This window comes from Hymenobacter translucens (genome assembly GCF_020685205.1).
GTDB classification, from domain to species: domain Bacteria; phylum Bacteroidota; class Bacteroidia; order Cytophagales; family Hymenobacteraceae; genus Hymenobacter; species Hymenobacter translucens.
Genome location: NZ_JAJERB010000003.1, coordinates 21,355 through 34,413 on the forward strand (window position 1 = coordinate 21,355; position 13,059 = coordinate 34,413).

Genomic DNA, 13,059 nt, shown 5'->3' on the forward strand with positions numbered 1-13,059 from the left:
TTTATTTCACCTTCGACGCGCGCCCAAGCGTGTGGTTTAAAGGCAGCTGCGCTTTTTTCACCAGCCGGCCTACACCGCCACTGGGGCCTTGATGGCGGGGTGCGGGTCGTAGTTTTCCAGCTGAAAGTCCTCGAACCGGAAGCTGAAGATGTCGGTGACGGCCGGGTTCAGGCGCATCTGCGGCAGCGGGCGCGGCGTGCGGGTGAGCTGGAGCTCGGCCTGCTCGAGGTGGTTGCTGTAGAGGTGGGTGTCGCCGCCGGTCCAGATAAACTCGCCCGGCTGCAGGCCCGTTACCTGGGCCACCATCAGCGTGAGCAGAGCGTACGAGGCAATGTTGAACGGTACGCCCAGGAACACGTCGGCGGAGCGCTGGTAGAGCTGGCAGGAAAGCTTGCCCTCGGCTACGTAGAACTGAAACAGGGCGTGGCAGGGCATCAGCGCCATCTGGTCGAGCTCGGCCACGTTCCAGGCCGACACGAGGATGCGGCGGGAGTCGGGCGAGGTTTTCAGCTGGCGGATAACTTCGCTGATCTGGTCGACGTGGGTGCCATCGGGCCGGGGCCAGGACCGCCACTGCTTGCCGTACACCGGGCCCAGCTCCCCGTTTTCGTCGGCCCACTCGTCCCAGATGCGCACCCCGTGTTCTTTCAGGTAGCCGATGTTGGTGTCACCCTGCAGAAACCACAGCAGCTCGTGGATGATGCTTTTCAGGTGCACCTTCTTGGTGGTCACCAGCGGAAAGCCCTCCTGCAAATCAAAGCGCAGCTGGGGGCCGAAGATGCTGAGGGTGCCCGTGCCGGTGCGGTCGGTTTTGCGGGTGCCGTGGTCGAGAATCTGCCGAACGAGGTCGAGGTAGGATTTCATATGGAAGGCTGACAATGGCGGAGTCAAATGTACAAAGCCTACCAACGAGAGCAAGATTACGCGTGATGTGGGCATGAAAAAGCCGCTCTCTTTCGGGGAGCGGCTCTTATGCCTGACTAAGTGCTACGCCTCAACCGGTTTAGCTTCATGCCGTTGAACTGCGGCCCGGATTCGTGGTGCCAAGCCATACAAGTCATCCAAAGAGCTTATATCAACCCGTTCCCCTCCTTCCACATCAAATAACGTCACGAACCGCTTGCTGCTGTTGAAATGCAGCCGGCAAATAGGCTTACGGTTGTTATCATCCAGCAGAATGCCGCAGTACGACTGTACATCCCGCATAATCACCCGGTTTACCGGAACAGTTTTGCGCAAAATGGCCCGTACAATCATGAAACCTTCCGTTTCCTCCATCGTGGTTTCAATATCCTTATCCTTTGCTTCCGCCGGCGGCGCAACGGTCTCCGGAGCAGGCATTGCGGCCAGCTCGTTGCTCAGGATTCCCTGCCCACTAGTGTCAACCATTGCTGACCGAAGTCGCATGGAAATCTTATCGTTCAGAAACTGCTGAAACGAACGATGCACGAGGATGCTGAACTGCTCTTTCAGCTTGGGCGTCAGCACTCCATCATATATCTGTTTCGAAATGAAGTGAATAAATTCGGTCGAAGGCTGAGCAAACTGCTCGTCGAAGTACTTTTTGAAAGCACGCATGTACTTCAGGTTGTACGCGGCAAACAGCATGTCATCAATATTGAAAGCCGGCTTGCTCAACTTCTTGATTTCAGCTACATCATTCTCATGGAAATTGAAAAGGTCAAACTCCATGAAAGGCCGCTCATCCATCTTATTGGGTTGCTCCAGGTCCGTAAACAGCTTATAGCTGATACCGTTTGTCAGCACGGCAATACGAGCTTCAGTCACATGGAAGTACCGAAAAAGCTGACTGGCGTGGTTTATACTCAGTTCGGCCCCAACATGCTTGCACTCGATGAGGATTATGGGTTTTCCATCCCGGACGATGGCATAATCAATCTTCTCCCCCTTCTTCGTGCCGATGTCACAGATAAACTCTGGTACCACCTCCGTCGGGTCGAAAACGTTATATCCAAGCGCATTGATGAACGGCATTACTAGCGCATTCTTGGTCGCTTCCTCGGTTTGGATGTGAGAAATCTGCTTTTGCGCCCTTGACGCTAGATTGGTTAGCTGATCAATTAGGTCCATAGTCTTTGTTGTATTTTATTATGTTTTTAAATGTATGATTCTATTTCCAACAAGCAAATAAAAAGCTCCGGCCTTTCGACCGGAGCTTTTCCAAATCAGATTTCCTGCCGGGCTACAGTGACTTCTGTACCGGCGTGGTAGCGGCCGGGGCAGCGGGCGTCACGGCAGCCGTGGAGGTCTTGGCACCTTTCTTCATGCAGCAGGACGGTGTGGCGGCGGTAGCGCCTTTTTCGGCGCAGGCGGCTTTCATTTCGGTGGAGCAGGCTTCTTTCTTGCCGGCTTTGGTGGCTTTACCGTCTTTCTCCCCGCTGGCGGCAGCGGTACCAACGAAAGCAAACAGGGCGAGGGCCAATAGGGCGTTTTTCATGGGAAAAAGTCAGATAAGCTGGGGTGAAACAAAAGCCGCGGCGGCCGGGTTGGCTAATCCGCTGCCCTAAGGTACAAAGGACCGACAGATTTTCAATTCGTGGATCCCCCACGAAGCCGGTCGTACTTTTGAAATCCCGCGCTGCCCGTTCCCGAACCGTCCTGATGCCGCTCCGCTCCCTTAGCTATCTGACCCTGCTGATTCTGGTCATCCTGACCGCCATCAGCGGGTATTACGTTTCCCAGCTTCGCTTCAACTACAACTTCAACGACTTCTACCCGGCCGGGGACCCCGACCTGGACTACTACCAGCGCTACTCCCAGCGCTTCGGCAACGACAACGACTACGTGCTGCTCAGCCTGGAAGCCCCGGCCGGCCGCACCGCGTTCGACCCGGCTTTTCTGGGTACGGTTGACTCGCTTACCCGCTTTGCCCGGCGCCAGCCCCGGGTGCTGCAGGCCACGTCGCTGACTAACGCGGTAAACCCGGTAGTCGAAGGGCTGGGCGTCTTCAACCTGCCCTACCTCCACCCCGGGGAGCCCGGGCGGCGGGGCCCGGACTCGGTACAGATCTACCGCACTGAAGGGCTGGTAGGCAACCTGATTTCGGCCGACGCGCAGGCCCTGACCATCCTGATTCAGACCGAAGAAGATCTGAAAAAGCCGTCGGGCGACTCCCTGCTCAACAATATGAAGGCCCGCCTGCAGGCGCTGAACGTGCCGGCGGAGCGCTACCACCTGGCCGGCAAGCTGGTGGCCCAGTCGGTGTTTGTGGACCGGCTGCAGTGGGAGCTGGCGGTATTTATGTCCTTGTCCGTGGTGCTCGTGACGGTGCTGCTGTGGTTTACCTTCCGGACCTGGTGGGGCGTGGTGCTGCCCCTGGTCGTGGTGCTGGGCGCTATTCTGTGGGGGCTGGGGCTGATGAGCGCCTGCGGGGTCAGCATCGACCTGATGACGGCCCTGCTGCCGACGATGATGTTCGTGGTGGGCATGTCCGACACGATTCACATCATCACCCGGTACGTGACCGAGCTGGGCTACGGCGCCGGCAAGAAGGAGGCCCTGCGCATCACCATCAAGGAATCCGGCTTCGGATCGGGCCTGTCGGCGCTGACGACCAGCATCGGCTTTTTCACGCTGATGACCAGCTCGATCAAGCCGATTCACAACTTTGGCCTGTTCACGGGCATTTCGGTGCTGCTGGCGTTTGTCTTGTCGTTTACCCTGCTGCCGGCCATGCTGGTGCTCTTGGGCAAGCCCCAGCTGCGGGTGCCACGCCGGCAGGGCCGCAGCTGGGACGGGGTGCTGGGTCGCATCTTCCGGCAGGTGCTGCTGCGCCGCCGGCTGGTCTTTGCCCTGAGCGCCCTGGTGGTCGTTACGGCTTCGCTCTCGGCCACCCGGGTGCAGATCAACTCGGCGCTGCTCGACGACCTGTCCGACCACGACCCGGTGAAAGAGGACTTCCGCTTTTTCGAGGAGAAGTTTGCCGGGGTGCGGGCCTTTGAGCTGGACCTGCAACCCGTGCCCGGCCGCTCGATCTACGACCTCGACGTGCTCCGGCAGATCGAGCAGATCGAGCAGTACGCCCGCCGCGACTATGGCTTGCGGTTCCTGGCCTCGCCGGTTACTATCGTGAAATCGGTGCGCAAGGCTCTGAACGGGGGCAGCCCCGAGGAGTACCGCCTGCCCGACTCCGAGGCCGAGATGCAGCGGATCCGGGCCCGCATCCGGGCGTTCCGAAAGCGGCCGGAGTTTCAGTCCCTGGCCTTGCCCGATGGCACCGAGGGGCGGATGACGGGGCGCATGGCCGACATCGGCAGCGTCCGGGCCGATGCCAAAAATGCGGCGATGCGCCGGTTTCTGGCTACCGGAACCGACACCACCCTGGTCCGGGCCCGCCTGACCGGAAGCGCCAACCTGATCGACAAAAACAACGGCAGCCTGACCCGGGACATGATTCTGGGCATGAGCATCGACATCGTGATGGTGACGCTCATTGTGCTGGTGCTGTTCCGGTCCCTGCGGATGACGGCCGTGGTGCTGGTTCCCAACCTGCTGCCCATCCTGATTGTGGGCGGGGTGATGGGCGCGGCCGGCGTGGCCATGAAGGTGAGCACGAGCATCATCTTCACCATTGCCTTTGGCATTGCCGTCGACGACACCATCCACTTTATCAGCAAGCTCAAGCTGACCCTGCTGCAGGAGCAAAGTCTGTTTCAGGCGGTGCGCAAAACCTACCTCATGGCCGGTAAGGCCGTCATTGTGACGTCTCTGATTCTGGTCGGCGGCTTTTCCACGCTGCTGTTCTCGTCCTTCGACGGCACATTCTACGTGGGCCTGCTCATCGGCCTGACCCTGCTGTTCGGGGTCGTGGCCGAGCTGACCCTGCTCCCACTGCTTATCCTGTACTTCTACCGCCACCGGCCCAGGGAAATCCGCCAGCCGGTCCCGCTGCTGACCGAATAACGTGACGCCCGGGCTGGCGGCCGGCTGAAGTGGTGGTAGGGCAAAGCACCGGCTTCGCGTATCGTCGGCGCCCCCGCAACGGCATCGTTTCACAGCCCGCGAAGCCGCTGCATCGCGCTGCCCAGGGCAATTCCCCAACTCGCGGCCGGTTTCGTCGTTACTTCGGCCTATGATTCGGATGACGCGCCTGCTTTCCCTGCTTTTTCTGCTGCTGACTTCCCGGCCGGGCCTTGCCCAATCGGCGCCCGCCCAGCCCGACCCGCTTACGCCCCTGATCCGGGAGCGGGACGAGCTCGTGCGGCAGTACGAGGAAGCCAGTGCCCAGCGCAACAGCCTGTTCGGCAACAAGCCCTCCAAAAAAGACCTGGAAGAAGTTGTGGTTGCCCTCAAGGGCATTATCCGCAAGGACACCGAGATTGTGCAGGCCGTGAAAGAAGCCGCCCTGCGCCGCACGGCCAGCATCGTGGCCGAGAAAGCCCAGGCCGAGCGCCAGATTACCGTGGCCCAGGGCGACCAGAGCATGACCCGGGAGCGGTTTTACGACCTGCAAAACCAGATTCAGAACCTGCAGGTGCGCGACCGGAACCGGGAGAAGAAGCTGCTCGAATACCAGGCTGAAGCTGCCGAAGCCACCGCCGCCCGCACCAGCCGGGAGCTGCTTGCAGCCGGCCTGGCTTTGCTCTGCGCCGGCCTGCTGTGGTACATCTATAAGCTCCGCAACCAGGTACGCCCCGTCCGCCGCACCACCCGCCGGTAGCCCCGCATAAGGTCAAGACAATGTCATCCTGAGGAAGGAAGGACCTTATCAGGCATGAACGCGTCATTGTTGCGGGTCTCGTTCAGGCCCAATAAGGTCCTTCGGCTTGCGCCGGACATCAGATCAGGGATGACAGTTAGCCTACGTCTGCTACCGTTGACGGCTTGAAATGCTCAGGATGATCTTGCCTGAGCTTTCAGCGCGGGAATGACCGCCGTATTTTAGCGCCTTCTTCCTCTCCCATGCTCATCCCCGCCGCCTATTATCTTACTTACGCCGAGGCGGTGACGCTCTACAACGACCTGCTCGACGCCGGCATTGAGAGTCTGGTTAAAACCTGCGGGCCGCCTTCCTTTCCGTTCGGCGACGGTATCTGGTACCAGCTGCTCATCGAGGAAACCGACGCCGACGCGGCCCGGGCGGTTGTGGAGCCGTTCGAGGCTACCCGCAGCGCCGTAGCGGTAATGCGCTGCCCCCGCTGCCAATCCCCCGAAACCGAGCCCGTAGCCCGCCCGTCGTGGTGGCAGCGGCTGTACTACGCCGGCACCACACTTTACCGGTGCGGGCACTGCGGCCGGCGCTTTGCCGCCTGATTCTTCCCAACAGCATACTACTACCCGACCGGGAATAAGGCCGCCAGCCGGACAATTCCGGCACTTGGCTGTTAGTAGCTGCCGGCACCGGTCCGGCCGCCCATTCGGGGCGTTTATTTGGATTACGCTCTCCTATCCCATGACCAACCCAACCTCCTCCGCTCCCGCCAAAACCTTTGCCCTTGGCGGGGAGCTTTCCGTTAACCGTATGGGCTACGGCGCCATGCGCATCACCGGCGACGGTATCTGGGGCCCTCCCCGGGACCATGCCGAAGCCATCCGGGTGCTGCAGCGCGCCGTGGAGCTGGGCATCAACTTTATCGACACGGCCGACAGCTACGGCCCCAACGTGTCGGAGGAGCTGATTGCCGAAGCCCTGCACCCCTACGCCCCGGGCCTGATTATCGGGACCAAGGGCGGACTGCTGCGCACCGGCCCCAATCAGTGGCCTATCGATGCCAGCCCCAACCACCTGCGCGAAGCATTGCAGGGCAGCCTGGAGCGCCTGAAGCTTAGCCGGATTGACCTTTACCAGCTGCACCGCATCGACCCGGAGGTGCCGTTTGAGCAAACGCTGGAGTTTCTGCAGCGGGCGCAGGAAGACGGGCTGATCCGCCACATCGGCCTGTCCGAAGTCACGGTAGAGCAGATTCAGCAGGCGCAGCGCTACGTGAAGGTGGTGTCGGTGCAGAACATGTACAGCGTCGACAATCGCAAGTGGGAAGCCGAGCTGACGTTCTGCGAGCAGCAAGGGCTGGCGTTTATTCCGTGGTACCCGCTGGCCGGCGGCAATGAGCAGGCCTTGAGCAAGCTCACGGCCATTGGCGAGCAGTACGGCGTCAGCAAGCAGCAGGTGGCTTTGAGCTGGCTGCTCCACCGCTCCCCCAACATCCTGCTGATTCCCGGCACGTCCAAAGTCAGCCACCTGGAAGAAAACGTGAAGGCCACCGATATCCGCCTTTCGGCCGAGGATATGGCCAGCCTGGAAAATCTGGGCCGCTAAGCCGACCCGGCTCTGGCCGCTCTTTGAGCCCGGATTGCCGCCGCTAGCCCCGACGGCAATCCGGGCTTTTTGGCGAAGTTTGCGGGTCTACCCGCTGTTCGTTTTCAGCATACTTAATCACCCTGATGACTGCCTCCGACATTATCCGTCAGCTCGACTTACTGCCTCACCCCGAGGGCGGCTACTACCGCGAAACCTACCGGTCGGAAAGCCAGCTTGATACGGACGGTGGGATCAGGAGCGTCAGCACCGCCATCTACTACCTGCTCGAAAACGAGGACAAGTCCCACTTCCACCGCATCAAGTCCGATGAGCTGTGGTTTTTTCACCAGGGGCAGGCGTTGGACATCGTGGTGCTGGACAGCCCGGAGCCCCGCGTTATCACCCTGGGCAGTGATTTTGCCAATGGGGAAGTTCCGCAGGCAGTTATTCCGGCCAACGCCTGGTTTGGCGCCCGTCTCCGGCACGGCGCCGGCTTTACCCTGGTTAGCTGCACGGTAGCTCCGGGCTTCGACTTCCTCGACTTCGAGCTGGCCGGGCGGACGGCGCTAACGGATAAGTTTCCGCACTTATCGGGTCTGGTCGAGCAGTTCACCAAACCCTAGCCAGCTGTAGCGCTCCTGCGCCGGCTGATTCGGGTAGCCCGTCGCGCCGTATCTCTGGGCTAGTCGGCCTGAGAAGCGCATACTCTTGCTTACTCCAGCCGGCGTAGCTTTACGGCTAATCCGCCGCGGCCCTATGGACAACACCTTTCCCTTCCAGATTTTCGAGCTTCCCGAGCACCTGCGCACCGACGAGGCCCGCTATGGCATTACGGCCAACGTGGAGGCGGACCCGGTGCTGGAGCCGTACTTCTACCTGTTCGAGCGGTATGGCTTCGGGGGCGGCGGGCCGTCGTGGGAAGAACACATCAGCACCATTCTCGAAGAGGAAGCCCCGGACCTGCTCGACCACCTGACCGGCGCCTCCACGCCCGCCCGCCTGCTGTTCTACGCCGACTCTGAGGCCACCGTGCAGGCTTTTCTGCGCCACATCGGCCCCATCTTCGCCGACCTGGGCACGCTGAACAAGTACTTCAGCCAAACCGATTCGAGCGACTTCTTCGAGTAAACCAGTGGGCGGAAGCAGGAAATAAAAGCTGGATTCGGTTGCAACCCCGAAACCCGCAGCCGGCTCCCCTACTTACCCTACGGCATAATTCCGGTCTGGAAAATGCTGGCGGGCAGCGCACCGTATCCTCTACTGCTTCATCTTTTGCTTGTTATGCGTCTGAACTCCCTACTACCCTTTGCTACTATTGCCCGCCTGAGCCTGGTGGCCAGTCTGGGCCTCGGCCTGACCAGCTGCTTTGAGAAGGAATGCGCTGAGCCCCGGCATGGGGCGTGCGGCACCGCGGCTACGGTACGCCTCTGCCTCGGCAAAACGCTTGCGTGCCCCACCGAGCATACCACCCTGGAGCTGGCCGACGGCACCCGCCTGCGCCCCAGCGGCCCGGCCTGGGATGCCTACCTGCCCAGGCAGCAGGATGGACAAGTGCTCAGCATCGGCTACACGCTGGGCGCCACCCTGCCCGCCGGCGAAGTGGGTAATGTGCGGGCTACCGTTACCTGCCTGGAGGCAGCGGGCAACTAAGCAGCGGCTCTTACTGCCTTATTTTCGTGAAACGCCCGGTCCTGAGCCGGGCGTTTCTGCTTGTGTTAAGCAGGTTACGCGCTAAGACGGAAATAGCGGGAGCAGCCGGGAGCATTTTCGGCCTCCTGGTTTCGTCTATGCGGGTTGTCAGCTTATCAGTTCACCTGGCAGACCGCGGGAGAGAAGCCGGTGCTCCTCGGCTTGCTTAATTTCGGGTCGGCAGTACCGGGCGGCTCTCCAGCGTATTTTTCAGGTCGCGCAGCCGGCCGCGCACGTTCACCACCAGCAGGTACCGGACCAGCCCGGCAAAGGGCGCCAGCGGAAATCGAAGGGTAAAGGAGTAGGTAAAAATAACGTTGGTCAGCTCCGTCGTGAGTTGCTCGAAGCGCCAGGAGCCGGCAAAAGTGCGGAACAGATTCATCGGGCGGGTTAGCTTTACGGCCACCACGGCCGGCCGGTTAAAGGAAACGTACTCGGTTTCCATCCCGATGCCGTGCCGCGAAACGCACCACGACTTCACTCCCTTGGCCGCTTCCTTTGCCCCATCCAGCAGTATGGCCTCCCGCAGAAAGGTGTCCCAGACCAGCCGCTGGTCGTAGTCCTGGGTGTAGTCGAACACGCGCTGCTGCGGGCAGGCAATCTGAATGGATTCGGCAAACCGGATCTGCTTCATTGCTCGGCGTTGCGTTTGATGGACGTTAACAGATACCGCTGAAACAGATACAGCACCAGGGTGATGGGCCCCAGCAAAAGCCAGGAAAGCCGGCGCTGCACGCTGTACGTGGTTTCCAGCTTGAGCCAGGTTCCCTGCTGATTTTCCCGCAGGTAGTACGAGCCCGCCAGCATCCGGAAGATTCCCGCCGACAACTCAAAGATATACCCCACCCGAAACCCGGGCTCGGGGTGGAAGGCAAAGGAGTAGTGCGTACAGGGCTGCCAGACCAGAATCCGCTGCTCGAACTTTTTACCGTTGGCAAAGTAGGCGGTTCGGCTGCCCCCGGCTCCTTCCGACAGCAGCTCGGCCCGCAGCGGCTTGGGCACGTCGAGCAGCCGAAATACGAGCGGGTCGGCAAACTGCTCGAGCTGCACGTTGGTGATATGCTCCCAGACGACGGCCGCGGGGGTGCTGATCAGGATTTCAGATTCGATTATCCTGACCGTGTGCTCTTTTTTCATAATCCGGATGGTCTGCCTTGCCAGCGGCCGAAGGTACACCCGCGGCTTGGGTTTGCTTGCCGGTGCTTCCCCTTGCGGCGGTAACCGGCTTCGGCGTATTCCAAATTTCTCTCCGACCTTCGGCCACCATTTCGCCGTTTTCGTTGTTACCAACGGTCTTAATAAACGCTACCCTTTTGTCAGAAGAGAACCCCTATACCGAACCCTACGCGCTGGAGAAAGAGCTGCGCAAGGTGCAGGCCCTGCTCAAGCTCGAGCAACACGAGGACCTGGAGCAGTTCAAGATCAAAAACGCCAAGGCCTCCATTGCCGAGCGCCAGCAGCGTGGTCTGACCTGGTATCCGGTCAAAATCACCAAGGAAGAAATCGGCTTTGGCGGCAAGCTCGTGCTCGAGCTGGAGCGCCCGGCCAGCCAGAACAGCCTCCATTTGTTCCAGGTCGGCAAGAACGCCGCCCTGTTCGGCAATATTCCGGGCCGCGCCGGCTCCGACCGCCCCACCCTGAGCGGAGTGGTTACGGCCGTGCGCCGCAACAAGATCCTGCTCGCCACCAACCGCGAAGACCTGCCCGACTGGGCCGACGAGGGCAAGCTGGGCGTGGACCTGACCTTCGACGAGGTCAGCTACCGGGAGATGGAGTACGCGCTGGGCAAGGTGATGGGCGCCTACGAAGGCCGCCTGGCCGAGCTGCGCGACGTGCTGCTGGGCGCGAAGCCCGCCCGCTACAAGCCCGAGTCGGAAGCCACGCTCTACTACCCCAGCCCGCTGAATGAGTCGCAGCTGGCGGCGGTGCGCCACGTGCTGGCCGCCCAGGACGTGGCCATCATCCACGGCCCGCCCGGCACTGGCAAAACCACCACCTTGGTGCAGGCCATCATCGAAACCATCCGACGCGAGCGGCGGGTGCTGGTGTGCGCGCCCTCCAACACGGCTGTGGATTTGCTCACCGAAAAGCTGGCCGAGCGCGGCGTGAACGTTATCCGGATGGGCAACCCCTCCCGGGTGTCGGAGCTGCTGCTTCACCACACGCTCGACGCCCAGATCATGGAGCACAAAAGCTACGCCGAGCTGAAGTCGATGCGGCAGACCGCCGAGCAGTACCGCGAGCAGGCCGGCAAGTTTAAGCGCCACTTCGGCTGGGAAGAGCGCGAGGAGCGCCGCCACCTCAAAGAGCAGGCCCATCAGCTTTTGCAGGAGTCAGACCAGCTGGAGCGCTACATCACCGAGGATTTGCTCGACAAGGTCCAGGTGATTACCTGCACGCTGGTAGGCGCGTCCAACCGCGCCATCCGCCACCTCACCTACGAAACGGTCTTTATCGACGAGGCTGCCCAGGCTTTGGAGCCCGGCTGCTGGATTCCGATTACCAAGGCCAACCGCGTAGTGCTGGCCGGGGACCACTGCCAGCTCCCACCCACGGTGAAAAGCGAGCAGGCCGCCCGCGACGGACTGCGCGAGACGCTGTTCGAGAAGTGCATCGTGCGCCAGCCCGACTCGGCCCGGATGCTGCAGGTACAGTACCGCATGCACGAGCAGATCATGGAATTCAGCAGTCAGCAGTTCTACGACGGTAAGCTCACGGCCCACGAAACCGTGCGCGCCGCCGACCTGCCCGCCTACGACCTGCGCTTTGCCCCCGACCTGGCGGTGGAATTCCTGGATACGGCCGGCTTCGGCTTCCAGGAAATCACCATTGCCGAAAGCCGCTCCACCGCCAACCCCGAGGAAGCCGACCTGCTGCTGCGCCGCCTGGCTGAGCTGCTGCGCGCCTACGAGCCCGACGACCACCTCGAGGATTTGCTTACGGTAGGCGTCATTGCCCCCTACCGCGCCCAGATCAACTATCTCAAGGACCAGGTGGAGGAGCTGCCTGAGCTGGCTGAGATGACGACGCACCGCCTGCTCAGCGTGGGCACCGTGGACTCGTTTCAGGGCCAGGAGCGCGACATTATCTGCATCTCCATGACCCGCTCGAACGCCCAGGGCGACATCGGCTTTCTGTCGGACATCCGCCGCATGAACGTGGGCATGACCCGGGCCCGCAAAAAGCTGCTCATCGTGGGCGACTCCAGCACCCTGGGCCGCCACCCGTTCTACAAAGCCTTCCTCGACTACGTGGAAAGCATCGGTGCCTACCGCACTGCCTGGGAAATGCAGTAGAGCTGACGCTGGGAAATGGCGAACTGAGTTGCGGTAAACAAAGCTCGTCCGTTCGCCATTTCCGGGTCAATTCCGTACCTATGCCTACCCAACCTATTCTTTCAAACCCCAAACTGCGGCGTCTGCCGGCCTACGCGTATGGCTCAAATCAGTGCAAATAAAGTTGTTACCATCACCTACGACCTGAGCGTGACGGACGAGAACAACGAGAAAGTCCTCGTCGAGTCGGCTGAGGCAGACTCTCCCATGGTCTTTTTATTCGGCCAGAGCGGCCTGCCCGAGGAGTTTGAAAACCAGCTCAACGGCAAAGGCGCCGGCGACGCGTTCAACTTCTCCCTCACCCCCGACCAGGCCTACGGCGAGTACGACCAGCAGGCTTTGGTGAGCATTCCCAAGAACGTATTTGAGGTCGACGGTAAGATCGACGAGGAGATGCTGCAGGAAGGCAACTTCCTGCCCATGGCCGACAACCAGGGCAACCACATGCAGGGCAAGGTGGTCGCCATTACCGATACCGAGGTGCAGATGGACTTCAACCACCCCCTGGCCGGCATGGTGATGCACTTCGACGGCCAGGTGCAGGACGTGCGCGACGCCACCAAGGAGGAGCTTGACCACGGCCACGTGCACGGCGCCGGCGGGCATCACCACTAGTAGCTCCTGATTTAGGCCTGAGCCTAATAAAACGTCATCCTGAGCTTGCGAAGGACCTTATCACGTGCGAACGACCATCGTAATAACGACTCGTTCAAGCCTGACCAAGTCCTTCGCAGAGCTCAGGATGACGTTGTTTTTGGGGTTGTCGGTTGCGGAAGC

General features: G+C 60.9%; 14 protein-coding genes. 9 read left to right on the forward strand and 5 right to left on the reverse strand.

Features of this window, described 5'->3' with window-relative positions:
• Positions 1-69 precede the first annotated feature (69 nt).
• The 3 genes from LJY25_RS07225 to LJY25_RS07235 all read right to left on the reverse strand — a co-directional run bounded on the left by LJY25_RS07225 (position 70) and on the right by LJY25_RS07235 (position 2,458).
• Positions 70-864 (reverse strand): thymidylate synthase, encoded by a 795-nt coding sequence (locus tag LJY25_RS07225; protein WP_227607648.1) that lies wholly within the window; start codon positions 862-864, stop codon positions 70-72.
• Positions 865-987: 123 nt separating this feature from the next.
• A complete protein-coding gene (locus LJY25_RS07230; RefSeq protein ID WP_227607649.1) occupies positions 988-2,091 on the reverse strand; it encodes a type I restriction endonuclease in 1,104 nt (367 codons plus the stop codon).
• Between the two features lie 112 nt (positions 2,092-2,203).
• Entirely contained in the window at positions 2,204-2,458 is a 255-nt protein-coding gene (locus LJY25_RS07235) for a hypothetical protein (protein WP_227607650.1), read from the reverse strand.
• Between the two features lie 164 nt (positions 2,459-2,622).
• Here LJY25_RS07235 and LJY25_RS07240 point away from each other — a divergent pair, with 164 nt between their 5' ends.
• The 7 genes from LJY25_RS07240 (at position 2,623) to LJY25_RS07270 (ending at position 8,908) form a co-directional block, all read left to right on the forward strand.
• Positions 2,623-4,923: an efflux RND transporter permease subunit gene (locus LJY25_RS07240; protein ID WP_227607651.1), complete on the forward strand. Its 2,301-nt coding sequence runs from the start codon at positions 2,623-2,625 to the stop codon at positions 4,921-4,923.
• 169 nt (positions 4,924-5,092) lie between these two features.
• Positions 5,093-5,680 (forward strand): hypothetical protein, encoded by a 588-nt coding sequence (locus tag LJY25_RS07245; RefSeq protein ID WP_227607652.1) that lies wholly within the window; start codon positions 5,093-5,095, stop codon positions 5,678-5,680.
• A gap of 242 nt (positions 5,681-5,922) precedes the next feature.
• Positions 5,923-6,273: a hypothetical protein gene (locus LJY25_RS07250; RefSeq protein WP_227607653.1), complete on the forward strand. Its 351-nt coding sequence runs from the start codon at positions 5,923-5,925 to the stop codon at positions 6,271-6,273.
• 139 nt (positions 6,274-6,412) lie between these two features.
• Positions 6,413-7,276, forward strand: coding sequence for an aldo/keto reductase (locus tag LJY25_RS07255; protein ID WP_227607654.1), 864 nt, complete (start codon positions 6,413-6,415; stop codon positions 7,274-7,276).
• A 125-nt stretch (positions 7,277-7,401) separates the two neighbouring features.
• A complete protein-coding gene (locus LJY25_RS07260; RefSeq protein WP_227607655.1) occupies positions 7,402-7,881 on the forward strand; it encodes a cupin domain-containing protein in 480 nt (159 codons plus the stop codon).
• A gap of 133 nt (positions 7,882-8,014) precedes the next feature.
• On the forward strand, positions 8,015-8,386 hold the full coding sequence (locus LJY25_RS07265; protein WP_227607656.1) for a hypothetical protein: 372 nt from the start codon (positions 8,015-8,017) through the stop codon (positions 8,384-8,386).
• A 153-nt stretch (positions 8,387-8,539) separates the two neighbouring features.
• On the forward strand, positions 8,540-8,908 hold the full coding sequence (locus tag LJY25_RS07270; RefSeq protein WP_227607657.1) for a hypothetical protein: 369 nt from the start codon (positions 8,540-8,542) through the stop codon (positions 8,906-8,908).
• A gap of 205 nt (positions 8,909-9,113) precedes the next feature.
• Here the strand turns inward: LJY25_RS07270 and LJY25_RS07275 are convergent, their stop codons facing one another.
• On the reverse strand, positions 9,114-9,581 hold the full coding sequence (locus LJY25_RS07275) for an SRPBCC family protein (protein WP_227607658.1): 468 nt from the start codon (positions 9,579-9,581) through the stop codon (positions 9,114-9,116).
• Positions 9,578-10,084 carry a hypothetical protein gene (locus tag LJY25_RS07280; RefSeq protein ID WP_227607659.1) on the reverse strand — a complete coding sequence of 169 codons (507 nt, stop codon included), beginning with the start codon at positions 10,082-10,084 and terminating at the stop codon, positions 9,578-9,580. The genes LJY25_RS07275 and LJY25_RS07280 overlap by 4 nt, the downstream gene beginning before the upstream one ends.
• Before the next feature lie 176 nt (positions 10,085-10,260).
• Between LJY25_RS07280 and LJY25_RS07285 the strand changes: the two genes are divergently transcribed.
• Together LJY25_RS07285 and LJY25_RS07290 are read left to right on the forward strand one after the other, a co-directional pair.
• Positions 10,261-12,243 carry an AAA domain-containing protein gene (locus LJY25_RS07285; protein WP_227607660.1) on the forward strand — a complete coding sequence of 661 codons (1,983 nt, stop codon included), beginning with the start codon at positions 10,261-10,263 and terminating at the stop codon, positions 12,241-12,243.
• A 138-nt stretch (positions 12,244-12,381) separates the two neighbouring features.
• Positions 12,382-12,897, forward strand: a complete 516-nt coding sequence (locus LJY25_RS07290; RefSeq protein ID WP_227607661.1) for an FKBP-type peptidyl-prolyl cis-trans isomerase — start codon at positions 12,382-12,384, stop codon at positions 12,895-12,897.
• Positions 12,898-13,059 lie beyond the last annotated feature (162 nt).